A 25,022-nucleotide genomic window follows, 5' to 3' on the forward strand; every position below is an offset into this window, starting at 1 on the left:
GTTACTTGTTATCAATAATCGCATTCGAACTGGGTTTTCTGGAGGAAGGCTTGAGTTTGAGGTGGGGTGCTTGCGAACATTATTAAAAAAATAGCCTTGAAAGGCTACGTTTGTAGCCTTATTTAATTATGAGTATTGCCCCCAGTCTCTAGCGATAAACCAGTTTGGTGTCCAGCTAACAAATTCCTGTGGCTGGAATTTTTGGTCGATTACCACCAAAGATTTAATGACTTCAGGTTGCAAACTGAGAACATGATTTTTTTTGTCACTTTCGTAATCCCAAAAATGAAATCTATCACTTTTATCATGTGCTCTGCGACTAGGGCCAAAGTCCATCGGAGCCGTTAATCTCGTGATTGTCTCGTTATCTTCTTTTGAGTAAAAGGTTAATTGGATTTTAGAGCGACTGTGGATCGCATCAATAAATTTATCGCGTATATACTCTCCTTCGTAGTTACTCAAATAATATCCAACATCGACCTTTCATTGTGTGTGATCGCCGTAGCATTTAAAAAAAATGGCATGAGAATTATGTACATTATTAAATAATGTTGTTTGTCTAGAGTGCGATGCTCACCCCGTCACACTGTAAATAGACCCGTTTTAGTTCCATGCATTTTTTTGAGATCCCGGCCAAATAATGGTGCTGTCGGTATTCCTCCGGTGTCATATTGTTCAGTGACTCATGCGGGCGTTCACAGTTATATTCTGATAACCATTTCTCCGTGATTTCCTGCACTTCATTCAGCGTTTTGAACAGATAAAAATCGAGTATTTCTGTACGGTATGTTCGGTTAAAGCGCTCAATAAAAGCGTTCTGTGTCGGCTTACCCGGCTGGATAAACTCCAGTTTTACTGCATGTTTCTCTGCCCATTCAGCCAGTGCCAGTAAGATAAATTCTGGACCATTATCCATGCATAGCATGACGGGATAGCCGCGATTTGCCGCGATCCTGTCGAGCACACGGACCACGCGTAGAGCTGGCAGATTCAGATCGATTTCAATCGACAACGCCTCAAGGTTAAAGTTATCAACGACATTGAACGTGCGAAAACGACGGCCACAGACCAGGGCATCATGCATAAAGTCGACAGACCAGCTCTGGTTCAGCGCTTCCGGCGTGGCCAGTGGCGAGGGATTACGCACCGGCAACCGCTGTTTGCCCTTACGGCGAAAATTCAGTTTCAGCAGACAGTAAATACGGTGGATCCTTTTGTGATTCCACGGGTGTCCCTGCCGCCTCAGAACCTGAAAAAGTTTCGGAAAACCGTATCGTGGGTATCGCTCGGCCACTGCCTGCAACGCGACAATAACGGGTTCGTCCCGCGTGGTATCCGGATGGTAATGGTAAACCCTTCTGCTCAGGTTCAGACTCCGGCAGGCCTGACGGAGTCTGAGTCCAAATGTCGTTATCAGATGAGTGACCAGCTCACGCTTAAAGGCTGGTTTTAAAGCTTTTTTTCGATAATGTTTTTCAGTGCCCGGTTCTCCAGGCTAAGGTCGGCAAACATCTGTTTGAGATGGCGGTTTTCGTCCTCAAGATCCTTGATTTTTTTTATATCAGAAGCTTCCATTCCGCCGTATCTGGACTTCCAGTTGTAGTAAGTGGCTTCAGAGATACCGCCCTCCCGGCAGACATCTTTAACGGTTCGTCCGGCTTCAACCGACTTAATCACAGCGATGATCTGATGCTCAGTAAAACGGGCTTTACGCATAGCGATCTCCTTCGTTTGCAGATTGATTATGCCGGATGATCTCTAAATATGAATGGCACGATTATGCGGGATACTTACAGTAGCTTTCGTCGAAAGTGAGATTGATGCCTGGATTCAGTCTGTTATCGAAACAAGCCGAAATAATGTTGCTTAATTAATTGGGGAGACATTGTATGAATATCGAAGAATTTGTGAGTGAAGATAACCATATGTGTAATCTGGGCCAAAATCTTTTCTTTAGAATTTTCGAACCCGGAGCGATTTATGATTTACCGGATAATGAATTTAATAGAAAGATTTTTTACTGGTTAAGCCAGTATTTAGTGGAGAATCTAAGAGAACCGTTAGATGCGATCTCTAAGCTTGATATCTTCGATCAGTTTTATGTTTATGAGACATGGCTCTCGCTAATCAAATGTCCTGTTGAAATGAAAAATATTTCAAAACGGATAATTCAATATCACATTGGATTAAGAACACTTTTGTGAAAATGTAAAGTTTGATTCCATATTTTAGTTTAAAACTTTACAAAATTACTTACATTATTTTGGTTGCCGTTTATAAGCAAGGCAGTGAGATCGTTTTCGAAGTATTAGGTGTACATAATGTATATTATGGTAAAACTTAAATATAACGGCGAAAATGAAGTTATTAAACTCCCCTCTTTATTAAAAGTATGATATGAATGTTCTGCCTTGGTTTTGGATAGGAACCTCTTAACTGGTTTATTACTATCTTTTGAAATTATAAAATAAAAAGGTATATATTTATCATCAATACTAAAAAACTTTAAGTGCTTCGTCAAAAATTCAGCAATTAAAATTAAAGGGTGATAAACGACTACAAAAAATATACTTTGATGAGGTTAACACTATTTTCACTTAAACACCTTTAATTAATCACCGTAGTATTAACGTAATAAAGTTATGATATAAAACTAAACGGTTAAAATATCGGGAGAGCATAAATGATAAAAATAATATTTGAAGATAACATATCAGAAATCCTTAGAGGTGTAAACAAAGTATTTGGCAATTATAAGGTGTTTGTAAGTGAATATAATGTGGTGTTTACTAATAAATTCCCCATAGGTATAAAACTATATAATGTAAAAGAACACGCAATTGGAGAAAGTGTGATTAATGGAATAATTAGGTTGAAAGAAAAATAAGAAATAAATGTTATCTATTTATAATTGATAAATCGAGAATTACGAAAAATTGACTATTGGCACAAGAGTCATAAACTTAGTGATGAATATTTTTCGAATATTACAGTTGATCTTAAGCATGTTTTAAAGGAAATGAAGGTTTCAACAGGAGATAAAATAATTGAGATTTTGACAAATATCAATATTATCAATGCTATGAAAGCAATCCAGTATGCAATATATACTAACTATATAGATCCAGCTTTGATTAGCTATATATTAAATGAGTACTTGTCATTATTAAATAAAAGTACGAATTTTAGAGAAATGAATAACTTATTTTATTTAAGATACCTTTGTGTTAATGCTTATGATCTGGGTAATTTCAAAATCTCGGTGTTTAAAATTAATAAATAATTAAAGAATATATTTCAAGAGGATTGTACTGATTCGAGCGTTCTTCAGCCCCTTTTGGGGCATCGGTTATGCCCCAGTTAATTTTATTAATTCATAAAATATAACAAGAAATCTATTATATTTGAGATATCAGCATCGTAGGGGTTATTTTTATAATCATTTAAATGGGGCCTTCAAAAATTCTAATCCATCTTTTTTAGTGAATATTTTAAAATTAGTTTCAAGATCTCTTCGATATGTATTCTCTAATTCGTAAAGTTCACCATTTGCTCCTAAAAATGGGGCTGTTTGTGAAAATTCATCAGGTGCAAAACCAATGCAAATTAGTGGTAAGGATATTTGAGATATGTAGGCTCTATTTTTTAGTTCTTGAAATGAACCATTTCTATTTGATACTGGCCAAATTCTAGTGGCCGAGTTTTTCTTATCAATACTTGTAATGAAGCAACCTCCGTCAATATGACCATCGTGGAAGAGATTGTTTAATTTGTTGATGGCTCTAAAAGAACTAGCAACATTTCCTGTTTCAAATTCGATACCAATTTTATAGTGATAATTTACCTTTTCAATATCAAATAAATGTTCTATGTCATTAAGTTCTGGTATGCTAAAGCATAATCTATCTACATACATCCCATAAAACATAGGGAATAATGTGTATATTACATTGTTGGGGAGTTTTTTGGACTCTATATATTTGAATGCTACTTCCAGTATTTTATTTTTATCTTTTATTCTATACGCAAATCCATTATATTTAACTTTTATTAGTCCATCTATTCTTTGTTGGTTTAAACTATTTTCACCCAAACAATTAGGCAATAAACTTAAATTATGTTGAAATTTACTGGAAATAAATGATGCAGAGTTCATTACACAAGGTGTTATTCGATTGTTGCTTTGCTTTCGCATGAATGAACTATCATTAATAATGAATTTATCATCAATAGTTTTTATTTCATTTAGAGAGTGAATCACATTTCTCTTTATAACTTGTGATATAGTGGCGGGTAAAAACCCATCATCTAATTCAATTTCAGTTATCATTATCTACCTCTATATCTTTAAGAAACTCTGCTATATCCATATTTAGAACTGATAAGATCTGAAGCAATTGATAGAGGGCTATGTGTTGTTTACCATTCTCTATCCGTGATAAGGTTGCTCTATCAATACCAGTAGCATTTTGGATATCGTTTTGACTGAATCCCTTCTGTACTCTTGCTACAAGCAATCTGCTACCAATCATAGTTGCGAAAGATTTTCTCTTTATTTTCATCCACCTATCAGCCCTGTAAGTGATTTTAGGTAAGATGGTAACAGGCTATGGTTAGTTAGGGAGTGACAGATTCTCACGACTATGAGATGCTATGTTTAAGTGAATGCTATAATAGAGTGGTTATTTTAAATGAGTTATTCGGATCAGTTTCTTAAAGCTTTAGGAGTAGTCGATGTTTCGGCTAAGTCTTATAATGAAATTAGCAAACGTACAAAAATACCGACTGACAGACTTAAATATTATAATCTAAGAAATATTATGCCAAGCGGGAAGGATCTAGGCATCCTTTGTGAAGAATTTAGTATATCACCTGTGTATTTTCAATTGATGATGGGGCATATGGATATGCATACATTGGAACTTATCCAAGAAAATGCTTCTATCATATATGAAAAAATACAATCGCAAAATATAACCGTTACTGGTGAACGTTCCTTTGAAAAAGATGTTGAACTGGTATTGCAGACCAAAAATGGTGAACTTTATAATGGGGATTGCTTAAAGGTTTCGAAAAATATTGATGCTGATTCTGTGGACATGATTTTTGCAGATCCTCCATTTAATTTAGATAAACTTTATCCATCAAAAATGAATGATAATTTAAAGGAAGAAGAATATATTAAATGGACTCATGACTGGTTAAATGAATGTATTCGCATTTTAAAACCTGGTGGTTCATTGTTCCTATGGAATCTACCTGTGTGGAACAGTAAGATAGCTAATTTTTTACATGGCAGGCTTAATTTCAAACATTGGATAGCGGTCGATATGAAAAATAATATGCCGATCCAAGGTAGGTTATATCCTTCCCATTATTCTCTTCTTTATTTTATCAAAGGAGAAAAGGCTAATGTTTTTGAGCCTGACAGATTAGCTGCACAGACTTGCCCAAAATGTTTTGGTGATCTGAAAGATTATGGTGGATATAAAAGCAAAATGAATCCACTTGGAATTAATCTAACCGATGTCTGGTATGACATTCCTCCTGTAAGACATAAAAAATATAAGAAAAGGAATGGTGCTAACGAATTAAGTATAAAAGTTTTAGATAGGGTGATCGAAATGGCCACAAAAGAGGGTGATCTAATTTTTGATCCGTTTGGAGGCTCTGGGACAACTTATGTAATAGCTGAGATAAAAAATCGCAGATGGATTGGCTCTGAAATTGATGACTGCGAAATAATTAAGGATAGGTTTAGCAATCTTTCTGAAGACAAAGAACACTTAGTCGAGGTACGAGGTAAGCTTAATTCTTTGTTTCCTTCGACTATAAAAAGAGAAAGAGAGAAGCGGGGATTGTGGACAGTAGAAAGTGTAAGAATGAAAGATTACGGCAAGAAACTAGCTAACGAGCAGTTTGGTCTTCTTCAAAATGAAGAAAAATGATTTTTGAATGTCTTTTTAGTAGAGAGTAGTATAATTGCTCTCTACTAATTAATTATTTGAAGGCTTATCTTTGCCATAGCCTTCGCAGTTTCATTGATTCAAGAGAAAATAACAATAAGGTTGTGCTATAAATAAATCCTGAGTTAGTTAGTAACCTGAGATTTAAAGCATCGGGTTGCTCACTTAAAAAATGAAATGCATAAACCAAATAAACTGCTAATGTTGCCGTTCCAATCGTAGGGCCGATATCGCCCTGATCATGAGGTTCCAATGTGACATTGAACCTAAATATGAGCCATTCATATCCCCATGTTAAAAAGACAACCATTATCATTGCAGATAAAAGATATAGTATGTTTTCTATGTTAGGACTTTTTAATGCTGACTCTTTTTGTATAAATTCACATGCTGATAAACCAAAGAAAATAAAATAAAGCGGTCTTGAACTAAATTTTTCAAAAATCTTAAATAAAGTATCCAAGCTCATTTCTCCAAGCGATATATTTGTTGTTTTATATTACCATACCTCAAGAATGCTTATAGCTTGTATACAAATTATCCTGTTTTTTAAATGGATGAAAAAATAAACATACAAGTTATTTTGGTGTTCTTTAAAAAATTCCTGCTAAAAATACGTGAATTAACTTACATTCATAATGTTCGTCATCATTTTTTATAGTGTTCGATTATCATCAATCGGGACTGATGGTATCAATGATGGTATCATGTCCAATATGAAAAACTTTAATCTCTTAAGATCATAAGGATAGTTGCGATGTTCAAGTCCGGCCTTCGCCTTCAAATCCGCATCACACAAGCATTTTCCTTTTAACATACGTCACCCCGAATCAACCCATATCAAGTCACTTGTAAGTACAGAACCGAGTTATACGCTAATTCGATAACGGTTGTATTTCACAGGGGCACATGGAAGAAGAACTCTTATGGCTCCGACAGATATCAATGTGCGTTCTGCAAAACCACAGGAAAGGGAGTACACCCTTTCGATGGGGATGGCATATTTTTGCTCATTCACCCTAACGGCTCAAAATACTGGCGGTTCCGTTGTCGCTTTGGCGGTAAGCAGCACCTGATGGTGTTTGGTATTTACCCTGACACATCCTTAGCTGATGCTCGTCAAAAGAGGGCAGAAAGCTGGTAGCTGCTGGAATCGATCCCCACGAACACAAACGTGCTGTGAAAGTGGATCTGGTGAAAGTGGAATGACCCCGTTCCAACAGGGCAGGATCGTCTACTGTCGTGGAAGCCATTCATGTTTTGTATAAGGATTCGACACCCATATCAAAACCGGTAACTCTCAACCTTTCAACGTCCTGTGTCAGATCGCGTCGTGACTAATACAATTAATCGCGGCTGAGGGCTGTTTCATCGGGGACCGGGCGATCCGTTTGCTTCACCCCGGCGTCGACCACAATCGCCTCCAGTTCCGCCAACATCTCTTCATAACCAAATGCTGGCGGCACGACGGCGGCAATATTCTTTGCGGGCTGCTGTTTTTTTATCGTTTTTTTGCTCATTGACTTGCTCTCCTGCTAAGTAAAGCTATACCGGTAAATCTATCAGTAAAGCGCGCAGCGGCGTACCTGCGACCAGCGTTATGTTAGCCTCATCACGAATAAAAGCACCGTCGCCGCAGGTGAGGGATTGCGGTTCCTGCTGGCGCGTTTGCGCATGAAAAGTGCCATGAATGGATTGCAGATAGGCGCGCGGGCCGTGGATCTGAAAGCTCAGCTGCTCGTCTTTCTCCAGCTTAATATGATGCACCCACACCTGCTGGCGCAGTTGCAGACTTTCTCCGCTGCCATCCGGCGAGGCCAGCAATTGCTGCGCCGTATCGGCAATGGTGATTTTTTGCAGCAGCGGATTTTCACGTTCCGGGCAGGCGTCGAGCCAAAGCTGCATACGGGTAAGGGATTTCTCTTTACTCAGGTTATGCTCGCTGTAGCTTACGCCAGGCTGGGTGGCTATCAGCAGCGCTTCGCCCGCCTTCGCCTGAATATGGTTGCCTTCGCTATCGCGGTATTCCGCCGTGCCTTCCAGAATCAGGTTGAGAATATCGACTTTCGGGTAGGTACGCGGCTGGAACGATGCGCCGGGTGCCAGCACTTCCTGGTTAAGTACGCGCAGGGAGGCATAGCCCAGCAGTTTCGGGTCAAAGTAGTGTCCAAAGGAAAAGGTGTAGCGGGCCTGTAGCCATCCGAAGTCTGCTTGCCCACATTGTTTAGCGGTTCGGGTAGTAATCATAATTCTTGACCTCTTTTTACACTAAAACAATGTTAAAGGGATGGACGCTGCAATGTAAGCCAGATATTCTGCCCGGTATGTTCAAATTTCCTGAACGAGATCACCATGTCTAAAGAGAGAGCATTAACGCTCGAAGCGTTGCGCGTTATGGATGCCATCGATCGCCGTGGCAGTTTTGCGGCAGCAGCGGATGAGCTGGGACGCGTGCCTTCTGCCTTAAGCTACACCATGCAGAAGCTGGAGGAAGAACTGGATGTCATCCTGTTTGACCGCTCCGGCCACCGTACCAAATTTACTAATGTAGGGCGAATGCTCCTTGAACGTGGGCGCGTGCTGCTGGAAGCCGCCGATAAGCTGACAACCGATGCTGAAGCGCTGGCGCGCGGCTGGGAAACGCACCTGACGCTGGTCACCGAAGCGCTGGTTCCGACGGCGGATATTTTCCCGCTGGTGGAAAAACTGGCGACCAAATCTAATACCCAGCTGTCAATCATCACCGAAGTGCTCGCCGGAGCATGGGAACGCCTGGAGCAGGGCCGGGCGGATATCGTCATTGCGCCGGATATGCATTTTCGCTCCTCCTCGGAAATCAATTCGCGCAAGCTGTATAAAGTGTTAAACGTGTATGTCGCTGCGCCGGATCATCCCATTCATAATGAGCCGGAACCGCTTTCTGAAGTCACCAGGGTGAAATATCGTGGCGTGGCGGTAGCGGATACCGCGCGGGAGCGTCCGGTGCTTACCGTACAGCTCCTGGATAAACAGCCGCGCCTGACGGTGAGTTCCATTGAAGATAAGCGCCAGGCGTTGCTGGCCGGTCTGGGGGTGGCAACCATGCCGTATCCGCTGGTAGAAAAAGATATTGCCGAAGGGCGTTTGCGGGTCGTTAGCCCGGAATATACCAGCGAAATTGACATTATTATGGCCTGGCGACGCGACAGCATGGGCGAGGCAAAATCGTGGTGCCTGCGCGAAATTCCGAAATTATTTATGGGACGCTAAAGAACGCTTAGCGATCGCTATCGGGCGCTGGTTGCCCGGGATAAACCATCGCTTCGCCCCAGTGATTGGCCCTTTTTTTGCTGTCCAGACAGCATATAAAGAGTTCGATAGTAATTGCAAATGTCACAACATTAATTCATTTGATATTTAGATAATTGCGGCAATAAAACAATCTTTCTGCAAAGATAAAAACGGCTCCTTCTGACCAGGAGCCGAGATTTTTTAATGTGAGGTCTGTTTAGGATCGGGACCAAAACGGTTAACGCCTGGCGTCCCGTCCTGGCAGTTGAAAATCAGGATCACCAGCCAGCCAACCAGCGGGATCAGCAGCAGCAACAGCCACCATGCCGAACGGTCGGTATCGTGCAGACGACGGAACTGAAGCGCCCACCAGGGTAAAAAGATCAGCACCCCATAAACGGTGGTCAGAATGCCTTCACCTCCGGCACGCTGCCAGCCCAGCAGTTTATCCAGCACGCCCAGCACGAAAGTCAGGATGATATTGACCAGCACGAACATCCAGTACTCTTTACGTCGCGCCCGGCCATCAAAGCCAATGTAGTTTTTTACTGCCTTCAGATACCAGTCCATGTCAAACCTCAGTCAGCTATCAATCAATTGTTTTATCACCATAATATTAATAGTTTTTATGGAAATGGCGAAACTATTTAGCTGATCAGTGTATTGCGATTAACGGGGCGGTGCACCAAAACGGTTCATGCCCTGAGTACCGGGCAGCAGTGACAGGGTGAGCGTCAGGAGAATGCTTCCGAGGGGAAACATGCCGAGCAAGATAATCAAAATTGTCCACCAGCCAGACCAGTTAAGATCGTGCAGCCGACGAATATGTGAACAGACAACAGGAACAATGAGCAGAACGCCAACAATGAGCCAGATTAGGACAAAATTTAAGAGGAGATCGAGCGGCATTAGCATCGTTGAAAGAAAAGAGATGACGGCGAGTGTGATATTAAAGCACGCATACTCCCGGCGGTGTCCCCGGCAATCCCAGGTGGCGTAATTTTTAAGACAGTACCAGAACCATTTCATCATGACTTCCTTATCTTTTTTCCTCACGGAAGGATACGCGTTTACGGGCGAACAATAAACACCCGCTGGCGTGTGCCAGCGGGTGAGGGTCAACCAAAACGCGTATCGCGTCCGTGTGGCTCGTCCAGATCCTGCCACGGGCCGAGAGAAATAATCCCGGTCGGATTAACGTTTTTATGACTACGGTAATAGTGGTTACGGATGTGGGCGAAATTAACCGTTTCTGCAATGCCCGGCGTCTGGTAAAGATCGCGCAGGAAGCCATGCAGATTCAGATAATCGCTGATTCGGTGTTTGTCGCATTTGAAGTGGGTAACGTACACCGGATCAAACCGGATCAGCGTGGTCCACAGCCGGATATCCGCCTCGGTAAGCTGGTCGCCGGTCAGATAGCGATGCTGGCCGAGGATCTGCTCCAGCCGGGTCAGCGAGGCGAATACTTTTTCCACCGCCTCATCGTAAGCCTGCTGGCTGGTGGCAAAGCCTGACTTATAGACGCCGTTATTCAGATCGTTATAGATCCAGTCGTTCAGCTCGTCGATCTGCGTGCGCAGCGCGGCAGGGTAGTAATCTCCGGCTTTGGCACCCAGCGCATCAAACGCGGTATTAAACATGCGGATGATCTCCGCCGATTCGTTACTGACGATAGTCTGATTCTTTTTATCCCACAGCACCGGCACCGTTACGCGCCCGGAATAGTGCGGATCGGCATGGAGATAAAGCTGATAGAGGAAATCGTGCTGATACAGCGTATCGCCGGTGGCGTCGGGAAAATCATCGCCGAAGGTCCAGCCGTTCTCCAGCATCAGCGGATGCACCACGGAAACGGAGATAAACGGCTCCAGTCCTTTCAGCGCGCGCAGGATCAGGGTGCGGTGTGCCCACGGGCAGGCGAGGGAAACATACAGATGGTAGCGATCTTTCTCTGCGGCAAAGCCTCCCTGACCAGACGGGCCCGGTTCGCCATCGGCGGTCAGCCAGTTGCGGAACGCCGCTTCGGAGCGTTTGAATTTTCCGCCGGTCGATTTGGTGTCATACCACGTATCGTGCCAGACGCCGTCAACAAGTTGTCCCATCTTCTCCTCCTGGTTAAAACACGAAAGCGAGGTATAAACCTCGCTTCTTTGTTTCTTTCTGTTCAGTATAGAGTGCTTACCACTTTTTATTCAGCAGGCGGTCGATGCTGAACGCACCCGGACCGGTGATCCCCAGCAGCAGGAAGCCACCGGCAATAGTCAGGTTTTTCATAAACATCAGCGAGTTTACGCCTTCAGCAAAGTTGCTGTGGAAAATGAACGCCGTCAGCAGCGTGAAGCCTGCGGTAAACAGCGCGGTGGTGCGGGTCAGGAAACCGAACAGGATAGCCAGACCGCCGCCAAATTCCAGCAGGATGGTCAGCGGCAGCAGAAAGCCCGGCACGCCCATCGCTTCCATATATTGCTGGGTGCCCGCATAGCCAGTGATTTTCCCCCAGCCTGCGGTGATAAACAGGATTGGCATCAGAATACGTGCTACCAGTACGCCAACATCTTCTAATTTTTTCATTTTACTCTCCAGGAAGCCTTATTGTCTTTTATGTGTTATTAACCAGCAATGACGCGCTTTACTGCATGTTTGCTGTCGATGGAGAGAATCATAAGCGGGTGGGGAAACAATTGTTAGCAAGGAAAACTGTCAATCTTCTTCAAAAAATATGAGTGATATTCACAAGATGAATAAAAAAGCCCGCGCGCCGAAAGGCGGACGGGCTTAATCAGGCCAGCGTGGCTTAACGCAGATGCTGAGTGCGCAGCGTCGACTGTACCAGACGCCATGCGCTCCAGATGCCGAAACCGCGTTTAGCCCAGCGAACAAGGAAATTCGGGTTACGCACGCTCCAGATGGCCATTACGCTGCTACCGACCAGCGCCCACGCACGCACGTTAAGAAGCATATTCCAGCTGCGGTCATATCCACCGGTGACTTCCAGCCAGTCGCGACGGCTGGAGGATAAATCCAGCCGCTGTTGTTGGATCTGACTGAGCAGCCAGGCTTTACGCTGTTGGCGTTCCTGCTTGCTACTCAAGACTTATCCTCCTCCAGCAAGGAACGGTCGTTAGCCAGCTCCTGACGGGTGTGACGTAAGAATGTCGAACGACGGGCTTTCACCAGCGTCCAGATGCCGCCAGTAACAGCCAGCAAAAGCAGGACTACGGTAGTGCCAATCATGACATTCAACCGATATTGCGGATCGACCGCCCAGATGATCAATACCATCAGGCTCATCAGGCCAAAGGCGGCAAAAAGCATTGTCAGTCCCAGCATCAGCAGAAGCTGAAAGAGGTTTGCTTTCTCTTCTTCCAGCTCTACTACCACCAGCCTCAGCCGCGTTTCCACCATCTCTACGACGATAGAGACGATCCGCTGCCCGATTCCCAGCACGCTTTTCCCGGGCCCCTGTGCTTGACGATAATCAGCCATAATTATCGACGCGCCAGCAGAACACCCAGTACCACGCCTACGGCGGCACCGATGCCCACACTCGCCCAGGGATTTTCACGCACGTACTCATCGGTACGCTCAGCCGCCACGCGGGTCTGCTTCGCCAGCGCATCGCCTGTTTCACCCAGGCTCTTACGGCTATCTTTCAGCGCGCGCTCCGCTTTGCTGCGAATTTTGCTAAATTCTTCTTTTGATTTATCACCTGAAGAACTCAGCACTTCCTCCAGCGTATCGGTCAGCGATTTCAACTCGGCGCGCAGATGATCGGTATTGGTATCTTTAGACATAGTTTTTCTCTCCAGATGAGTAAGTAATATTTCCGTAAACTCAATAATCCCGCGATTCCAGCGCTTTTAACTCGTCCTGCGCTTCCTTGAGTTTATTCTCACGTTTGGTGACTTTTTCCGCATCGCCTTTCTGCTTCGCTTCTTTCAGATCGTCCTGCCGTTCAGCAACTTCTTCTTTCTGCTCAGCAATTTTCTTCTGATGATCGGCGCGCAGCTTGCTGTCGCTACAGTTTTCCTTTACTTCACTCAGCGCTTTCTTCAGGCCGTTAATACGACTCTGATTGTTGTGCTTTTCGGCGTAGCTAATCTCACGCTGGATATCCTGTTCTTTTTCCTGGCAGGGCGTTTGTGCCCATGCACCCGCGCTGACAGATAAAAGGGCTAAAGCGATAACGATGCGGTTTTTCATAAATGAAATTTTCCATTGTGTTGCGGCGCATAAAAGCTGTGCCTGCGCGTCCAGGCAACTGCCCTGCGCATACTTAAGAATAGTAAGTAAACGAGAAATCACAAAAATAAGTTAAACGATTCAGAATCCTGGAAGAAATTAGCCGAACCGACTGGAGGTGTCGCGCAGGCGGGTAAGCCAGAGCGACGCCTGGCTGTCGTCGTCCTGCTGGGCGATGATATAGCCATGAGGGAGAGAGCGATCGAGAACTTCTTTCGCTGCCGCACTTTGCGCGCTGGAATCAAATTTGATTAACAGCGTATCGGCATGAGGGGTAATGCTTTTAAAGCGGATGCCGTTAGCATCAAGCTGATGCCAGACGGAAAAACCGTCAGGCACGCTGACGCCTTCCATTGACGGACGGATCGCCAGCGTAGATTCATGGCGCTGAAGCGTGACGCCCGCATAAAACAGGCAGGAGAACAGCGCCAGCCCGCCCAGGCTCCATGCGAATCGACGTACTACGGGGTGTTTCATTTCCATTATTTGTCCTCGATCCGCTGGTGTTTCTTCTTCCATAGCACCACCAGCGATCCAATCAGGCCGAATACCAGCAGTACCACCGGCAACAGCATCAGGCAGGACATCAGCTTATCTTCATATTTCAGGAACACCGGGCTTTTCCCGAGCAGGAAACCCAGCGTCGTCAGGATCAGCACCCACAGCAGGCCGCTCATCCAGTTAAAAAACTGAAAGCGCGCGCTGCTCAGGCCGGACAGTCCGGCGATGGTTGGCAGCAGCGTACGCACAAAGGCGATAAAACGGCCCATCAGCAGCGCGGACAGCCCATGTTTATGAAAAAGGTGATGCGCCCGCTGGTGATAGTGTGCAGGCAGATGCGACAACCATTTCTGCACCAGCCGCGTATTGCCGAGCCATCGCCCCTGAATATAACTTAGCCAGCAGCCGAGACTCGCGGCTACGGTCAATAAAATAACGGTTTGTGGGTATCCCATTGCGCCTTTGGCAATCAGGACGCCAACCAGCACCAGTAAACTATCGCCCGGCAGAAAGGCGGCGGGCAGTAATCCATTCTCAAGAAACAGGATCACAAATAAAACAAAATAAAGCATCCCAATCATCGACGGGTTGGCCAGGGTCTCGTAGTCCTGGCTCCAGAGGGCGTGCATCAATTGAGTAAAAAGTTCCATTCACTATTCCTGGTACATCGGTTAACGTCGCGGCTGAACGCGGTTTAACTGCCGGGCGACCGTGTATTTATAGAGGTATGGTCGCTGAAAACGCGTTCTGACGGTTCCTTGTCTTAAGCGATGTGAGCAGTAACTCAATCACTAATGTGCAAAATGCATCTAATTGTAACAAAGGTGCGGGTAATCGTCACAGTAATTACAGACTGATTTTGCGGTGTGAGACAGTGGGTGGCGAGGAGATTTACACTCGCTGACACAATATGTGTTTTGCTTACGGGAAACGGGATACAGCGGAGCGAAACCGATCCGCTGGATGAGAAAATGTTATTTTGCGCCAGCAACGGCGGGATCGAGATGAACGACCGGATTTTCCGCAAATAAGTAGCGGTCAGCATTAAACTCAAAGTCATCGCTGGTTTCGTTAAACAGCATTTGCTTGGTGTTCTCAAGGTGCTGCCACATCGCCAGTTTTGCCGCGTGCGGATCTTTACGAATCAACGCTTTGAGAATTTGATCGTGATCGTCGCACCAGTTATCCACGGTGCGCAGATCGATGTGATCGTGCAGTTTTTTCCAGTACGGGTTATGAACGCGCTGGGTCCACATTTTTTCGACAATAGCGGCGAGGGCGGAATTCTGCGTGGCAAGCGCGACCTGGACGTGGAACTGAAGATCCCATTCGGAGTCGCGGAAACATTTTTCTTTGCGCGCCATCTCCTGAATTTCCATCAGCTTCATGATGTCCTGCTTGGTCACCTGGGTTGCGGCAAACTCGGCAATATTGCTTTCTATAAGCTGACGCGCCTGTAACAGCTCAAACGGCCCGTAGTTAGCAAATTCCTGCGTTTCATCCGGCTCATGATGATATTTAGCCTGACTGGAGATGACATGAATGCCCGACCCCTTGCGCACTTCAACGTAGCCTTCAACTTCCAGCATAATAATGGCTTCACGAACCACCGTGCGACTGACGCTTTTTTCATCGGCAATAAAGCGCTCAGCAGGCAGTTTGTCGCCAGGGAGATAAACACCCTGTTCGATACGCTGCTTGAGATCGGCGGCAAGCTGTTGGTAGAGACGACGTGAGTCGGTAATTTCCATATGGATCCCGGAAGGAAGAGGCACCTTTATTTGTTATACCACTTTTAGCGGTCTGGCACCACTTATGCCACAAAAAAGCCGCCTCGTGGGCGGCCCCTTTGCGTTACAGCAAACGCTAGTTTTGTGTCGCCGGATCGTTCCTCGGCGGCGTCTGCACAATTTCTGCGGCGGGTTTATTCTTCAGTACCGTCCAGATTACCAGCGCACCCAGCAGGTCGAACACGGCCAGCACCGCAAACAGCGGGCTAAAGCCAATGGTATCGGCCAGCGCACCGACGACCAGCGCAAACATGGTACTTGCCATCCATGCCGCCATCCCGGTTAAACCGTTCGCCGTGGCGACTTCGTTACGGCCAAAGACGTCGGAAGACAGGGTAATCAGCGCGCCGGACAGTGACTGGTGAGCAAAACCGCCGATGCACAGCAGACCGATCGCGACGTACGGGCTGGTGAACAAGCCGATCATCCCTGGGCCAATCATCAGCAGCGCGCCCATGGTAACAACCATTTTACGGGACACAATCAGGTTGACGCCAAACCAGCGCTGGAACAGCGGTGGCAGATAACCACCCACGATGCAGCCCAGGTCAGCAAACAGCATCGGCATCCAGGCGAACATAGCGATTTCTTTCAGGTTAAAGCCGTAGACTTTAAACATGAACAGCGGGATCCACGCGTTAAACGTTCCCCATGCGGGTTCAGCCAGGAAGCGCGGCAGCGCGATACCCCAGAACTGACGGGTGCCGAGGATCTGCCATACGGTCAGCTTCTTGCCGTTATTGGTCTGGTGCTGAGCTTCCTGACCACCAATAATGTATTCGCGTTCTTCTTCCGTTAATTTTTTCTGATCGCGCGGGTGCTTGTAGAAAATCAGCCAGGCCATTGCCCAGATAAAGCTCAGTACGCCGGAGATGATAAATGCCATCTGCCAGCTATGCATCACGATAGCCCATACCACCAGCGGCGGAGCAATCATCGCGCCAATGGAAGAACCTACGTTAAAGTAGCCTACCGCGATAGAACGTTCTTTCGCCGGGAACCACTCGGAACTGGCTTTGAGGCCAGCGGGGATCATTGCCGCTTCCGCTGCACCGACCGCACCACGCGCCAGTGCCAGACCGCCCCAGCTTCCCGCCAGCGCCGTAGCGCCGCAGAAAATAGCCCAGGTAATCGCAAAGAAGGCATAACCAATTTTAGTGCCGAGAATATCCAGCACGTAGCCTGCGACAGGCTGCATGATGGTATAGGCCGCTGAATAAGCCGCGATGATATAGGAGTATTGCTGCGTGGAAATATGCAGCTCTTCCATTAAGGTCGGAGCAGCGGCCGCCACGGTATTACGTGTCAGATAACCCAGAACAGTGCCCAGAGTCACCAGGGCAATCATGTACCAACGTAAACCTTTAATTTTACGCATTTAAAACCTCTTCATTATGGTATGTCCGCGTCAGGCGCGGTCACATCTCACTGTTTGTCATGGGATGTGCTAGTAACGGAGGGGCGTAACGAGTAAAGCAACCGATACGACCTGCTCCTTGCTATGTAAAGACTTCATAAGTCATCGGCGTCCATACCGGTAAATCTGATGAATAAGTCATCGTGAATGCATTCGTTTAATCAATGTCTTTGCGACGGCAGAAAGATAACTTGTCATACAACTTTAAAAGGTGAGTGCCGTCACAAAAGTGTGAATCTTTGTATGGATATTGTTTAAGCGATGAATTTTCTTATGAAACAGAGGCTTGACATAGGTTTACCCTGTAGGGGGTAGTTTATTTATCATTTTTTATTGATCCAACTCACGAAAATACGCTCGGTCTATAGAAATTGGTGTGATAACTTTGTCAGCATTAAACATAAGCATCAGACGCACTCGCTGAGAGGAAGACGAAATGACCCCGTTTATGACCGAAGATTTCCTGCTGGACACTGAATTTGCACGCCGTCTCTATCATGACTACGCCAAAGATCAGCCTATTTTTGACTTTCACTGCCATCTGCCGCCGCAGCAGATTGCAGAGAACTACCGTTTTAAAAACCTGTATGATATCTGGTTGAAAGGTGACCACTACAAATGGCGCGCGATGCGTACCAATGGCGTGGCTGAACGCTTGTGTACCGGCGATGCCAGCGACCGTGAGAAGTTTGACGCCTGGGCTGCTACCGTTCCGCATACTATTGGCAACCCGTTATACCACTGGACGCATCTGGAGCTCCGTCGCCCGTTTGGTATTACAGGTAAGCTGCTTTCGCCAACCACCGCCGATGAAATCTGGGAGCGCGGCAATGAACTGCTGGCGCAGGATAAATTCACCGCGCGCGGCATCATGCAGCAGATGAATGTGAAAATGGTCGGCACGACTGACGATCCGATCGACTCACTCGAGCACCATGCCAGCGTTGCCAAAGACACCAGCTTCAGCATCAAAGTGCTGCCGAGCTGGCGTCCTGATAAAGCCTTCAACATTGAACAGGCTACGTTTAACGACTACATGGCAAAGCTGGGTGAAGTTTCTGATACCGATATCCGCCGCTTCAGCGATTTGCAATCCGCGCTGACCAAACGCCTGGATCACTTTGCCGCCCACGGCTGTAAAGTCTCTGACCACGCGCTGGACGTTGTACTGTTTGCTGAATCTAACGAAAGCGAGCTGGACAGTATCCTGGCGCGTCGTCTGAGCGGTGAAGCGCTGAGCGAGCATGACGTTGCCCAGTTCAAAACCGCCGTACTGGTGTTCCTCGGCGCGGAATACGCGCGTCGCGGCTGGGTACAGCAGTATCACATTGGCGCGCTGCGTAATAACAACCTGCGGCAGTTCAAACTGCTGGGGCCGGACGTCGGTTTTGACTCCATCAACGACCGTCCGCTGGCAGAAGAACTTTCTAAACTGCTGAGCAAACAGAACGAGCAAAACCTGCTGCCGAAAACCATCCTGTACTGTCTGAATCCGCGCGATAACGAAGTGCTGGGCACCATGATCGGCAACTTCCAGGGCGAAGGGATGCCGGGCAAAATGCAGTTCGGTTCCGGCTGGTGGTTTAACGATCAGAAAGACGGCATGGAACGTCAGATGACCCAGCTGGCGCAGCTTGGCCTGTTAAGCCGCTTCGTCGGTATGTTGACCGACAGCCGCAGCTTCCTGTCTTATACCCGCCATGAATATTTCCGCCGCATTCTGTGCCAGATGATTGGCCGCTGGGTGCAGGCAGGTGAAGCACCGGCGGATATCCAGCTGCTGGGCGAAATGGTGAAAAATATCTGCTTTAACAATGCGCGTGACTACTTCGCCATTGAACTGAACTAAGCCTTGAGGTTGGTTGATATGCAATACATCAAGATCCATTCGCAGGACAACGTCGCTGTCGCGCTGGCTGACCTGACAAACGGGACCGAAGTCACCGTTGACGGTCAAACCGTCACGCTGCGTCAGGACGTGGTGCGCGGGCATAAATTTGCCCTGAGTGCCATTGCGAAGGGGGAAAACGTCACTAAATATGGTCTGCCTATTGGTCATGCGCTGACGGATATTGCGCCAGGGGAACACATTCACTCCCACAATACGCGCACTAACTTAAGCGATCTGGACGAGTATAGCTATCAACCTGATTTTCAGGGAGAAGAGGTACAGCCTGCGGATCGCGAAGTGCAGATTTACCGTCGCGCGAATGGCGAGGTTGGCGTGCGTAACGAGCTGTGGATCCTGCCGACCGTCGGCTGCGTCAACGGCATCGCGCGGCAGATCCAGAACCGTTTCCTGAAAGAGACCCACGACGCCGAAGGCACCGATGGCGTCTTCCTCTTCAGCCACACCTACGGCTGTTCTCAGCTCGGCGATGACCACATCAACACCCGCACCATGCTGCAAAACATGGTGCGCCACCCGAACGCGGGCGCAGTGCTGGTGATTGGCCTTGGCTGTGAAAACAACCAGGTTGACGCATTCCGTGAAACGCTCGGTGATTTCGACCCTAACCGTGTTCACTTCATGGTCTGTCAGCATCAGGACGACGAAGTGGAAGCGGGAGTTGAACATTTACACCAGCTGTACGAGGTAATGCGTCACGACCAGCGCCAGCCGGGTAAGCTCAGCGAACTGAAGTTTGGCCTTGAGTGCGGCGGCTCTGATGGCCTCTCCGGGATCACTGCCAACCCGATGCTCGGTCGTTTCTCCGACTACGTAATTGGCAACGGCGGCACCACCGTCCTGACTGAAGTGCCGGAAATGTTTGGCGCGGAACAACTGCTGATGAGTCACTGCCGCGATGAAGCCACCTTTGAGAAGCTGGTGACGATGGTCAACGACTTCAAACAGTATTTCATCGCCCACAATCAGCCGATTTATGAGAACCCGTCGCCGGGTAACAAAGCGGGTGGCATCACCACGCTTGAAGATAAATCGCTGGGCTGCACCCAGAAAGCCGGGTCCAGCCAGGTGGTTGACGTGCTGCGCTACGGCGAGCGACTGAAAACCCACGGCCTTAATCTGCTGAGCGCACCGGGTAACGATGCGGTCGCCACCAGCGCGCTGGCGGGGGCAGGGTGTCATATGGTGCTGTTCAGCACCGGACGCGGCACGCCTTACGGCGGTTTCGTGCCAACGGTGAAAATTGCCACAAACAGCGAACTGGCAGCGAAGAAAAAGCACTGGATCGACTTCGACGCCGGACAGCTCATCCACGGCAAAGCGATGCCGCAACTGCTTAACGAATTTGTCGATACCATCGTTGAAATCGCCAGCGGCAGACAAACCTGCAACGAGCGTAACGATTTCCGCGAGCTGGCCATTTTCAAAAGTGGCGTAACGCTGTAAAAAAGTTGTTTGATTTATTAAAACGGTGTTTCATATACTACTGACTCTGCGAGTTGCAGGAAGGCGGCAGGCCACATAATGGAGCCTGACCAGCGCACCAGCAGTCTCAGGCATAATGAGTAGCGTGTGAGCACCGTTTCTTTTTTGTCCGCTAAGGATTTTCCATGACCGCGTATTGGCTGGCCCAGGGCGTAGGTGTCATCGCCTTTCTGATTGGTATTACGACCTTTATCAACCGCGACGAACGTCGCTTCAAGCTCCAGCTATCGATTTACAGCGCGGTAATCGGGCTGCATTTCTTCCTGATGGGCGCATATCCGGCAGGCATGAGTGCCGAACTGAACGCCATCCGCACCGTCATTTCAATGCGCACCCGCAGACTCTGGGTGATGGGGATTTTTATCGTCCTGACGCTGGTACTGGGCTTAAGTAAACTGGAACACGCGATGGAACTGCTGCCGATTATCGGCACCACCGCCAGTACCTGGGCACTGTTTCGCTGTACCGGACTCACCACCCGCTGCGTCATGTGGTGCTCCACCGCCTGCTGGGTGACGCACAATTTCTGGCTGGGGTCGATCGGTGGCACGCTGATTGAGGGCAGCTTCCTGGTGATGAACGGCCTGAATATTATCCGTTTCTGGCGGATGCAAAAACGCGGGATCGATCCGTTTAAGGTAGAAAAGGCAGTGGAAGAAGAGAAGGCGCGGGCGGGGTAAACCGCACCTTTGGGGGAAGGGACCCGCCCGACTGCCCAGCCCCTCCAGCGCTTCCCTCCATTTTCGCAATCCATGCTCTTAACCCTGCTGTTTCTTGATACTTACCCTGATAAGTATTAGTTTACCTTGCGTAACGAGAGGGAAACACATGACCGAAGACCAGCTATTTGCCCGCCGCCCTTTGGGGATGCGAATGGCGATGGTGGTGCGCCAGTGGCGCGCGATTATCGACCATGCCATCACCGACACCGGATTAACCCAGTCAAGCTGGACGGTACTGATGCAACTGCATCAACTGGGTGATAACGTCTCGGTCAGCGAACTGGCGGAAGTGCAGGGCATTGAACTGCCGCCGCTGATGCGCACCCTCACGCTGCTGGAAAAACAGGGATATTTACTGCGTACCATGTCGCCTTACGACAAGCGCATCCGCCTGCTGGCGCTGACGCCCGCCGGAAAAACGGTGCTGGAAAAGCTTACTGAGGTGATTGAACACTTTCAGGAACGCGTTACGCACAATATTCCCGCGCCGGACAGGGAGATGTTCAGCGCCACGTTAAATCAAATCGCCTGCAATTTGCGGTCAATCCGCGAAGAAGATAATAAGACCAAACCATAAAATGATGACCCCGGAACAAAAATTTGCCCGCTGGGTAAGGGTGAGTATTGCCTCTTTCCTGCTGATGTTCGCCTACTTTATTGTGGCGGATATCTGGATCCCCCTGACCCCGGACTCCACCGTTATGCGCGTGGTGACGCCGGTTTCCGCCCGTGTCTCCGGCTACGTCGCGGCGGTCCATGTGCACAACAACAGCATCGTGAAAAAAGGCGATCTGCTGTACGAACTGGACGCAACGCCGTTTATTAACCGCGTGGAGGCGGCGCAGATCGCGCTGCATCAGGCCCGGCTGAGCAATCAGCAGCTTGATGCGCAGCTTGCCGCCGCCCGTGCGAATCTGAAAACCGCCCAGCTCACCGCCCGCAATGACCAGGTGACTTACCAGCGCTATCAGCACCTGAGCGCCATGCAGAACGTCTCGCAGCAGGATCTGGATAAAGTGCGTACCACCTGGCAGACCAGCGAGCAGTCGGTGGCTTCGCTGAACGCCACTATCCATCAACTGACTATCGAGCGCGGCGAGCGGGACGATAACCGCAACGTGACCCTGCAAAAATACCGCAATGCGCTGGACGAGGCGCAGCTTAACCTCGGCTGGACGCAGATCCGCGCGGAGGCGGACGGCACGGTGAGCAACCTTCAGCTTAGCCCTGGCCTGTACGCGGCAGCAGGTTCGCCGCTACTGGCGTTAGTGAGCACTCACACTGATATTGTGGCGGATTTCCGTGAGAAGAGCCTGCGCCATACGCGCCCCGGCACCGATGCGGCGGTCGTCTTCGACGCCATGCCGGGCAAAGTCTTCCGCGCCCACGTCACCAGCAGCGACGCCGGAATACTGGCGGGACAGGAAGCGGTGAATGGTCAGCTCTCGCAGCCTGAACAGTCAAACCGCTGGGTGCGTGACGCCCAGCGGATGCGTATTCACGTTGCGCTGGACGAGCCGCTGGCCGTGGCGCTGCCCACCGGCGCGCGCGCCACGGTGCAGCTTTATAACAGCGAGGGCGCGTTTGCCCATTTCTTCTCCGGGCTGCAAATTCATCTGGTGAGCCTGCTGCACTATGTCTATTAACACCCTGGCACGCGTTTTTACGCCGCACGATAACATCACCTACACGGCAAACGATTTTCGCCAGACGCTGCGCATCGTGGTGGCGGGCACCCTCGCGCTGAGCGTCTCCACTTTTTACAACGTTCAGTACGGCGTGTTTTTTGTCGTCTATCCGATCATGTTGCTGTCGCTGGTGCCGGTCTTTAACCGCCACGTTGCCAAACAGTTTGTGTTCAGCGCGGTGCTGAACTGTATCGAAATGGTCTTTATCATCGGCTATCTGTCACGCTGGCCGGTGATTATGACGCTGGTGGTCTTTGCGCTTTACGTGATGCGCTTTCGCTTTATGAGCAAAGGGCCGCTGTTTTTATTCGGCTCGATGGGCGTCGTCTGCCAGAGCGTCATGCTCAACTTTATGAGCTATCCGGGCAACGACTGGCACACGCTGATGTTCTCCAACGTTGAAGCCAGCATCATGGCAGTCTGTTTAAGCGCGCTGATGAACTACCTGATCCCCGATGTCGAGCCGCGTGGGCGCCCCCCGTTGATTGAAAAAGATGCCGCGCGGGTGCGCCACGAATCGCTACTCGCCGGGACGGTGGCAACAATGATCTTCGTGGTGTTTCAGATAAGCGATTTAAGCGACTCGCTGTCAGCGCTGATGGCAGGCATTCTGATCCTCTTCCCGATGAACTATCGTGGGGCGGTGATGAGTTCGCTATGGCGCGTGGTGGGCGTGGTGCTGGCCTGCCTCTATATTCTGCTGGTGCAACTGGTGCTTTACGATCACAGCAGTCATATGCTGCTGATGATGCCGCTGATCGGTCTCGGACTGGCCTTCAGCGCGCGGCTGCACGTCATGGAAAAAGTGGGGGCGGGCGTCGGCTTTGCCAGCATCACCACTATCGGCATTATGTTCGGGCAGAATCTGCACCCGGAACAGGATCTGGTGTTTAGCGATCTTTATCGCATCACCTCCGTCACCGTCGCGCTGCTGGTGACGCTGACGATGGTGTTTCTGGTGCATCTGATCCTCAACCGCTTTGCCGCCACGCGGTATGTTATTGACCAGTAGGGCGCGGCGTTTTACTGAACTTCCAGAACAAATTAGGCTCGCCGACGATGTACAAATTGCCCTCGTTATCCTGGGTAATTCCCTCGGCCTGCCTGATATCCTGCTTCAGCCCCTGCGCGCCTTTTTCAAGCGACATGGAACCAGCGATCTCGCCGGATAACGTCACTTCCTCCAGCGCCTGGGATTCATGGGATAAAATCAGCAACGTATTATTTTGCGCATTAAATTCCGCGCCGGAGATATCTTTCAGCGTCAGTTGCTGGCGAAGCTGCTTATCGTCGGAAATTTGCAGATCGTCCTTTTCGAGGAAGCCTTCAACTTTATAAATCGCGATAGGCTTTTTCTCCTTAAAGAAATAGAACGCGCGATCTTTATGCGAATAGGCCAGCCCTTCAAAACCGGTGTTGGTCGGTGTCTTTTGCAGCGCGATCTGTAATTTCTTCAGGACAGTAATTTCTGAATGGTCATTCAGGCTGAGGGCATAAATGGAGTAGTCTTTTTCATCGGTGATGACGAAAACCCCGTCGTCAACGTACTCAATCGTCTCCGCATCTTTAACAAAATCAAGGGGAATAGTGCGGATCAGCTCGCCCTGCTTGCTTAGCTCGATAATAGCCGGAGGATTATTAATGGTGCTGAATAAAGTATCGCTGGCGGGGGACCAGGTGAGCGAGGAAATATTCTCCGCCACGCCTGCAATTTCCTTACCGTCGATGGCGACATGATAGCCATGCAGCGACGAATTTTCGTCGGCAAAACGGGTTTGCTGGGTGCAGGAATAAAGTCCTGAAGCGATAAAAATAATAACGATGAGCGCCAGCAGACAAAAGAAAAATTTTTTCTGCTGACGGCTTAGTGCCAGTCGGCTGCGCATTACGGCCCCACAGGGAAATGTTAAAAAGCTCTTAAGTATTATATCGCGTAATCTTAAATTATTCTTAAAAGCTCTGATAAATATCAGAAAACTGCTCAACGGCGGCACGGCGCTTTTGCGATGTTGCCGGTGCCTTATGCCCT

Annotated in this window: 30 protein-coding genes and 2 pseudogenes; 12 read left to right on the forward strand and 20 right to left on the reverse strand. The window is 48.3% G+C overall.

Annotated features, from left to right (window positions below; all coding sequences use genetic code 11):
- Window positions 1-126 precede the first annotated feature (126 nt).
- A complete protein-coding gene (locus tag RT197_RS20600; RefSeq protein ID WP_312953055.1) occupies window positions 127-462 on the reverse strand; it encodes a hypothetical protein in 336 nt (111 codons plus the stop codon).
- Window positions 463-559: 97 nt separating this feature from the next.
- A protein-coding gene (locus RT197_RS20605) for an IS3 family transposase (protein ID WP_312953056.1) occupies window positions 560-1,716 on the reverse strand; the annotation gives its coding sequence in 2 pieces (ribosomal slippage) (window positions 560-1,455 and window positions 1,455-1,716; 1,158 coding nt in all).
- Between the two features lie 67 nt (window positions 1,717-1,783).
- On the opposite strand from RT197_RS20605, the pseudogene RT197_RS22050 reads away from it, so the two are divergent.
- From RT197_RS22050 to RT197_RS20620, 3 genes and pseudogenes are all read left to right on the forward strand, one after another.
- Window positions 1,784-1,870: pseudogene (locus tag RT197_RS22050) on the forward strand (dipicolinate synthase); the annotation flags it as partial.
- Window positions 1,871-1,889: 19 nt separating this feature from the next.
- Window positions 1,890-2,204 (forward strand): hypothetical protein, encoded by a 315-nt coding sequence (locus RT197_RS20615; protein WP_312953057.1) that lies wholly within the window; start codon window positions 1,890-1,892, stop codon window positions 2,202-2,204.
- Between the two features lie 479 nt (window positions 2,205-2,683).
- A complete protein-coding gene (locus tag RT197_RS20620; protein WP_312953058.1) occupies window positions 2,684-2,887 on the forward strand; it encodes a hypothetical protein in 204 nt (67 codons plus the stop codon).
- 552 nt (window positions 2,888-3,439) lie between these two features.
- Here RT197_RS20620 and RT197_RS20625 read toward each other — a convergent pair.
- The gene (locus RT197_RS20625) at window positions 3,440-4,330 is read right to left on the reverse strand and encodes a hypothetical protein (RefSeq protein WP_312953059.1); all 891 of its coding nucleotides are present in this window, start codon (window positions 4,328-4,330) and stop codon (window positions 3,440-3,442) included.
- Window positions 4,320-4,562, reverse strand: a complete 243-nt coding sequence (locus RT197_RS20630) for a helix-turn-helix domain-containing protein (protein ID WP_064358203.1) — start codon at window positions 4,560-4,562, stop codon at window positions 4,320-4,322. Before RT197_RS20630 ends, RT197_RS20625 begins: the two co-directional genes overlap by 11 nt.
- 129 nt (window positions 4,563-4,691) lie before the next feature.
- Here RT197_RS20630 and RT197_RS20635 point away from each other — a divergent pair, with 129 nt between their 5' ends.
- Window positions 4,692-5,948 (forward strand): site-specific DNA-methyltransferase, encoded by a 1,257-nt coding sequence (locus RT197_RS20635; RefSeq protein ID WP_312953060.1) that lies wholly within the window; start codon window positions 4,692-4,694, stop codon window positions 5,946-5,948.
- Window positions 5,949-6,012: 64 nt separating this feature from the next.
- Here the strand turns inward: RT197_RS20635 and RT197_RS20640 are convergent, their stop codons facing one another.
- Window positions 6,013-6,429 carry a hypothetical protein gene (locus RT197_RS20640; protein WP_409529708.1) on the reverse strand — a complete coding sequence of 139 codons (417 nt, stop codon included), beginning with the start codon at window positions 6,427-6,429 and terminating at the stop codon, window positions 6,013-6,015.
- Window positions 6,430-6,892: 463 nt separating this feature from the next.
- Between RT197_RS20640 and RT197_RS20645 the strand changes: the two are divergent.
- Window positions 6,893-7,166: pseudogene (locus RT197_RS20645) on the forward strand (Arm DNA-binding domain-containing protein); the annotation flags it as partial.
- A 146-nt stretch (window positions 7,167-7,312) separates the two neighbouring features.
- On the opposite strand, the gene RT197_RS20650 reads toward RT197_RS20645, so the two are convergent.
- A complete protein-coding gene (locus tag RT197_RS20650) occupies window positions 7,313-7,486 on the reverse strand; it encodes a hypothetical protein (RefSeq protein ID WP_312953062.1) in 174 nt (57 codons plus the stop codon).
- Between the two features lie 25 nt (window positions 7,487-7,511).
- Window positions 7,512-8,213 carry a pirin family protein gene (locus RT197_RS20655; RefSeq protein ID WP_312953063.1) on the reverse strand — a complete coding sequence of 234 codons (702 nt, stop codon included), beginning with the start codon at window positions 8,211-8,213 and terminating at the stop codon, window positions 7,512-7,514.
- 105 nt (window positions 8,214-8,318) lie between these two features.
- On the opposite strand from RT197_RS20655, the gene RT197_RS20660 reads away from it, so the two are divergent.
- Entirely contained in the window at window positions 8,319-9,215 is an 897-nt protein-coding gene (locus RT197_RS20660; RefSeq protein ID WP_312953064.1) for a LysR family transcriptional regulator, read from the forward strand.
- Window positions 9,216-9,437: 222 nt separating this feature from the next.
- Here the strand turns inward: RT197_RS20660 and RT197_RS20665 are convergent, their stop codons facing one another.
- The 12 genes from RT197_RS20665 to RT197_RS20720 all read right to left on the reverse strand — a co-directional run bounded on the left by RT197_RS20665 (window position 9,438) and on the right by RT197_RS20720 (window position 17,150).
- Window positions 9,438-9,806 carry a DUF805 domain-containing protein gene (locus tag RT197_RS20665; RefSeq protein WP_312953065.1) on the reverse strand — a complete coding sequence of 123 codons (369 nt, stop codon included), beginning with the start codon at window positions 9,804-9,806 and terminating at the stop codon, window positions 9,438-9,440.
- 99 nt (window positions 9,807-9,905) lie between these two features.
- Complete coding sequence (locus RT197_RS20670) at window positions 9,906-10,268, reverse strand: DUF805 domain-containing protein (protein WP_312953066.1); 363 nt, start codon at window positions 10,266-10,268, stop codon at window positions 9,906-9,908.
- Between the two features lie 86 nt (window positions 10,269-10,354).
- Complete coding sequence (locus RT197_RS20675; RefSeq protein WP_312953068.1) at window positions 10,355-11,341, reverse strand: glutathione S-transferase family protein; 987 nt, start codon at window positions 11,339-11,341, stop codon at window positions 10,355-10,357.
- A gap of 76 nt (window positions 11,342-11,417) precedes the next feature.
- Window positions 11,418-11,810: a DoxX family protein gene (locus tag RT197_RS20680; RefSeq protein WP_181012933.1), complete on the reverse strand. Its 393-nt coding sequence runs from the start codon at window positions 11,808-11,810 to the stop codon at window positions 11,418-11,420.
- Between the two features lie 223 nt (window positions 11,811-12,033).
- On the reverse strand, window positions 12,034-12,330 hold the full coding sequence (locus RT197_RS20685) for a YqjK-like family protein (protein WP_312953070.1): 297 nt from the start codon (window positions 12,328-12,330) through the stop codon (window positions 12,034-12,036).
- Complete coding sequence (locus tag RT197_RS20690; RefSeq protein ID WP_312953071.1) at window positions 12,327-12,725, reverse strand: phage holin family protein; 399 nt, start codon at window positions 12,723-12,725, stop codon at window positions 12,327-12,329. Before RT197_RS20690 ends, RT197_RS20685 begins: the two co-directional genes overlap by 4 nt.
- A 2-nt stretch (window positions 12,726-12,727) precedes the next feature.
- Window positions 12,728-13,033, reverse strand: coding sequence for a YqjD family protein (locus RT197_RS20695; protein WP_312953072.1), 306 nt, complete (start codon window positions 13,031-13,033; stop codon window positions 12,728-12,730).
- 40 nt (window positions 13,034-13,073) lie between these two features.
- The gene (locus RT197_RS20700; RefSeq protein WP_312953073.1) at window positions 13,074-13,442 is read right to left on the reverse strand and encodes a DUF1090 domain-containing protein; all 369 of its coding nucleotides are present in this window, start codon (window positions 13,440-13,442) and stop codon (window positions 13,074-13,076) included.
- Between the two features lie 138 nt (window positions 13,443-13,580).
- Window positions 13,581-13,964 (reverse strand): EnvZ/OmpR regulon moderator MzrA, encoded by a 384-nt coding sequence (gene mzrA / locus RT197_RS20705; RefSeq protein ID WP_312953074.1) that lies wholly within the window; start codon window positions 13,962-13,964, stop codon window positions 13,581-13,583.
- A complete protein-coding gene (gene yqjA / locus RT197_RS20710) occupies window positions 13,964-14,632 on the reverse strand; it encodes a DedA family general envelope maintenance protein YqjA (RefSeq protein ID WP_312953075.1) in 669 nt (222 codons plus the stop codon). The genes mzrA and yqjA overlap by 1 nt, the downstream gene beginning before the upstream one ends.
- A 324-nt stretch (window positions 14,633-14,956) precedes the next feature.
- A complete protein-coding gene (gene exuR / locus RT197_RS20715; protein WP_312953076.1) occupies window positions 14,957-15,733 on the reverse strand; it encodes a transcriptional regulator ExuR in 777 nt (258 codons plus the stop codon).
- Window positions 15,734-15,848: 115 nt separating this feature from the next.
- Window positions 15,849-17,150, reverse strand: a complete 1,302-nt coding sequence (locus RT197_RS20720; RefSeq protein ID WP_312953077.1) for an MFS transporter — start codon at window positions 17,148-17,150, stop codon at window positions 15,849-15,851.
- Window positions 17,151-17,625: 475 nt separating this feature from the next.
- Here RT197_RS20720 and uxaC point away from each other — a divergent pair, with 475 nt between their 5' ends.
- The 6 genes from uxaC (at window position 17,626) to RT197_RS20750 (ending at window position 24,005) form a co-directional block, all read left to right on the forward strand.
- Window positions 17,626-19,038, forward strand: coding sequence for a glucuronate isomerase (uxaC, locus tag RT197_RS20725; RefSeq protein ID WP_312953078.1), 1,413 nt, complete (start codon window positions 17,626-17,628; stop codon window positions 19,036-19,038).
- A gap of 18 nt (window positions 19,039-19,056) precedes the next feature.
- Window positions 19,057-20,544 (forward strand): altronate dehydratase family protein, encoded by a 1,488-nt coding sequence (locus tag RT197_RS20730; protein ID WP_312953079.1) that lies wholly within the window; start codon window positions 19,057-19,059, stop codon window positions 20,542-20,544.
- A 164-nt stretch (window positions 20,545-20,708) separates the two neighbouring features.
- Window positions 20,709-21,263 carry a YgjV family protein gene (locus RT197_RS20735; protein ID WP_312953080.1) on the forward strand — a complete coding sequence of 185 codons (555 nt, stop codon included), beginning with the start codon at window positions 20,709-20,711 and terminating at the stop codon, window positions 21,261-21,263.
- A 148-nt stretch (window positions 21,264-21,411) separates the two neighbouring features.
- Window positions 21,412-21,882, forward strand: a complete 471-nt coding sequence (locus RT197_RS20740; protein ID WP_312953081.1) for a MarR family winged helix-turn-helix transcriptional regulator — start codon at window positions 21,412-21,414, stop codon at window positions 21,880-21,882.
- A 1-nt stretch (window position 21,883) separates the two neighbouring features.
- On the forward strand, window positions 21,884-22,951 hold the full coding sequence (locus RT197_RS20745; protein ID WP_312953082.1) for an HlyD family secretion protein: 1,068 nt from the start codon (window positions 21,884-21,886) through the stop codon (window positions 22,949-22,951).
- A complete protein-coding gene (locus RT197_RS20750; RefSeq protein ID WP_312953083.1) occupies window positions 22,941-24,005 on the forward strand; it encodes a DUF2955 domain-containing protein in 1,065 nt (354 codons plus the stop codon). Before RT197_RS20745 ends, RT197_RS20750 begins: the two co-directional genes overlap by 11 nt.
- Here RT197_RS20750 and RT197_RS20755 read toward each other — a convergent pair.
- Window positions 23,992-24,879, reverse strand: a complete 888-nt coding sequence (locus tag RT197_RS20755) for an SdiA-regulated domain-containing protein (RefSeq protein WP_312953084.1) — start codon at window positions 24,877-24,879, stop codon at window positions 23,992-23,994. The genes RT197_RS20750 and RT197_RS20755 overlap by 14 nt on opposite strands.
- Between the last annotated feature and the right edge of the window lie 143 nt (window positions 24,880-25,022).

It is taken from the genome of Superficieibacter sp. (genome assembly GCF_032071645.1).
Lineage (GTDB): Bacteria > Pseudomonadota > Gammaproteobacteria > Enterobacterales > Enterobacteriaceae > Superficieibacter.

Coding starts and splice junctions, on each gene's coding strand:
- RT197_RS20735 (WP_312953080.1), top strand. CDS start 20,709: ATGACCGCGTATTGGCTGGCCCAGGGCGTAGGTGTCATCGCCTTTCTG.
- exuR (WP_312953076.1), bottom strand. CDS start 15,733: ATGGAAATTACCGACTCACGTCGTCTCTACCAACAGCTTGCCGCCGAT.
- RT197_RS20720 (WP_312953077.1), bottom strand. CDS start 17,150: ATGCGTAAAATTAAAGGTTTACGTTGGTACATGATTGCCCTGGTGACT.
- RT197_RS20665 (WP_312953065.1), bottom strand. CDS start 9,806: ATGGACTGGTATCTGAAGGCAGTAAAAAACTACATTGGCTTTGATGGC.
- RT197_RS20675 (WP_312953068.1), bottom strand. CDS start 11,341: ATGGGACAACTTGTTGACGGCGTCTGGCACGATACGTGGTATGACACC.
- mzrA (WP_312953074.1), bottom strand. CDS start 13,964: ATGGAAATGAAACACCCCGTAGTACGTCGATTCGCATGGAGCCTGGGC.
- RT197_RS20635 (WP_312953060.1), top strand. CDS start 4,692: ATGAGTTATTCGGATCAGTTTCTTAAAGCTTTAGGAGTAGTCGATGTT.
- RT197_RS20630 (WP_064358203.1), bottom strand. CDS start 4,562: ATGAAAATAAAGAGAAAATCTTTCGCAACTATGATTGGTAGCAGATTG.
- RT197_RS20730 (WP_312953079.1), top strand. CDS start 19,057: ATGCAATACATCAAGATCCATTCGCAGGACAACGTCGCTGTCGCGCTG.
- RT197_RS20750 (WP_312953083.1), top strand. CDS start 22,941: ATGTCTATTAACACCCTGGCACGCGTTTTTACGCCGCACGATAACATC.
- RT197_RS20615 (WP_312953057.1), top strand. CDS start 1,890: ATGAATATCGAAGAATTTGTGAGTGAAGATAACCATATGTGTAATCTG.
- RT197_RS20680 (WP_181012933.1), bottom strand. CDS start 11,810: ATGAAAAAATTAGAAGATGTTGGCGTACTGGTAGCACGTATTCTGATG.
- RT197_RS20625 (WP_312953059.1), bottom strand. CDS start 4,330: ATGATAACTGAAATTGAATTAGATGATGGGTTTTTACCCGCCACTATA.
- RT197_RS20740 (WP_312953081.1), top strand. CDS start 21,412: ATGACCGAAGACCAGCTATTTGCCCGCCGCCCTTTGGGGATGCGAATG.
- RT197_RS20700 (WP_312953073.1), bottom strand. CDS start 13,442: ATGAAAAACCGCATCGTTATCGCTTTAGCCCTTTTATCTGTCAGCGCG.
- RT197_RS20695 (WP_312953072.1), bottom strand. CDS start 13,033: ATGTCTAAAGATACCAATACCGATCATCTGCGCGCCGAGTTGAAATCG.
- RT197_RS20670 (WP_312953066.1), bottom strand. CDS start 10,268: ATGATGAAATGGTTCTGGTACTGTCTTAAAAATTACGCCACCTGGGAT.
- RT197_RS20690 (WP_312953071.1), bottom strand. CDS start 12,725: ATGGCTGATTATCGTCAAGCACAGGGGCCCGGGAAAAGCGTGCTGGGA.
- RT197_RS20660 (WP_312953064.1), top strand. CDS start 8,319: ATGTCTAAAGAGAGAGCATTAACGCTCGAAGCGTTGCGCGTTATGGAT.
- RT197_RS20755 (WP_312953084.1), bottom strand. CDS start 24,879: ATGCGCAGCCGACTGGCACTAAGCCGTCAGCAGAAAAAATTTTTCTTT.
- yqjA (WP_312953075.1), bottom strand. CDS start 14,632: ATGGAACTTTTTACTCAATTGATGCACGCCCTCTGGAGCCAGGACTAC.
- RT197_RS20655 (WP_312953063.1), bottom strand. CDS start 8,213: ATGATTACTACCCGAACCGCTAAACAATGTGGGCAAGCAGACTTCGGA.
- RT197_RS20620 (WP_312953058.1), top strand. CDS start 2,684: ATGATAAAAATAATATTTGAAGATAACATATCAGAAATCCTTAGAGGT.
- RT197_RS20745 (WP_312953082.1), top strand. CDS start 21,884: ATGATGACCCCGGAACAAAAATTTGCCCGCTGGGTAAGGGTGAGTATT.
- RT197_RS20650 (WP_312953062.1), bottom strand. CDS start 7,486: ATGAGCAAAAAAACGATAAAAAAACAGCAGCCCGCAAAGAATATTGCC.
- uxaC (WP_312953078.1), top strand. CDS start 17,626: ATGACCCCGTTTATGACCGAAGATTTCCTGCTGGACACTGAATTTGCA.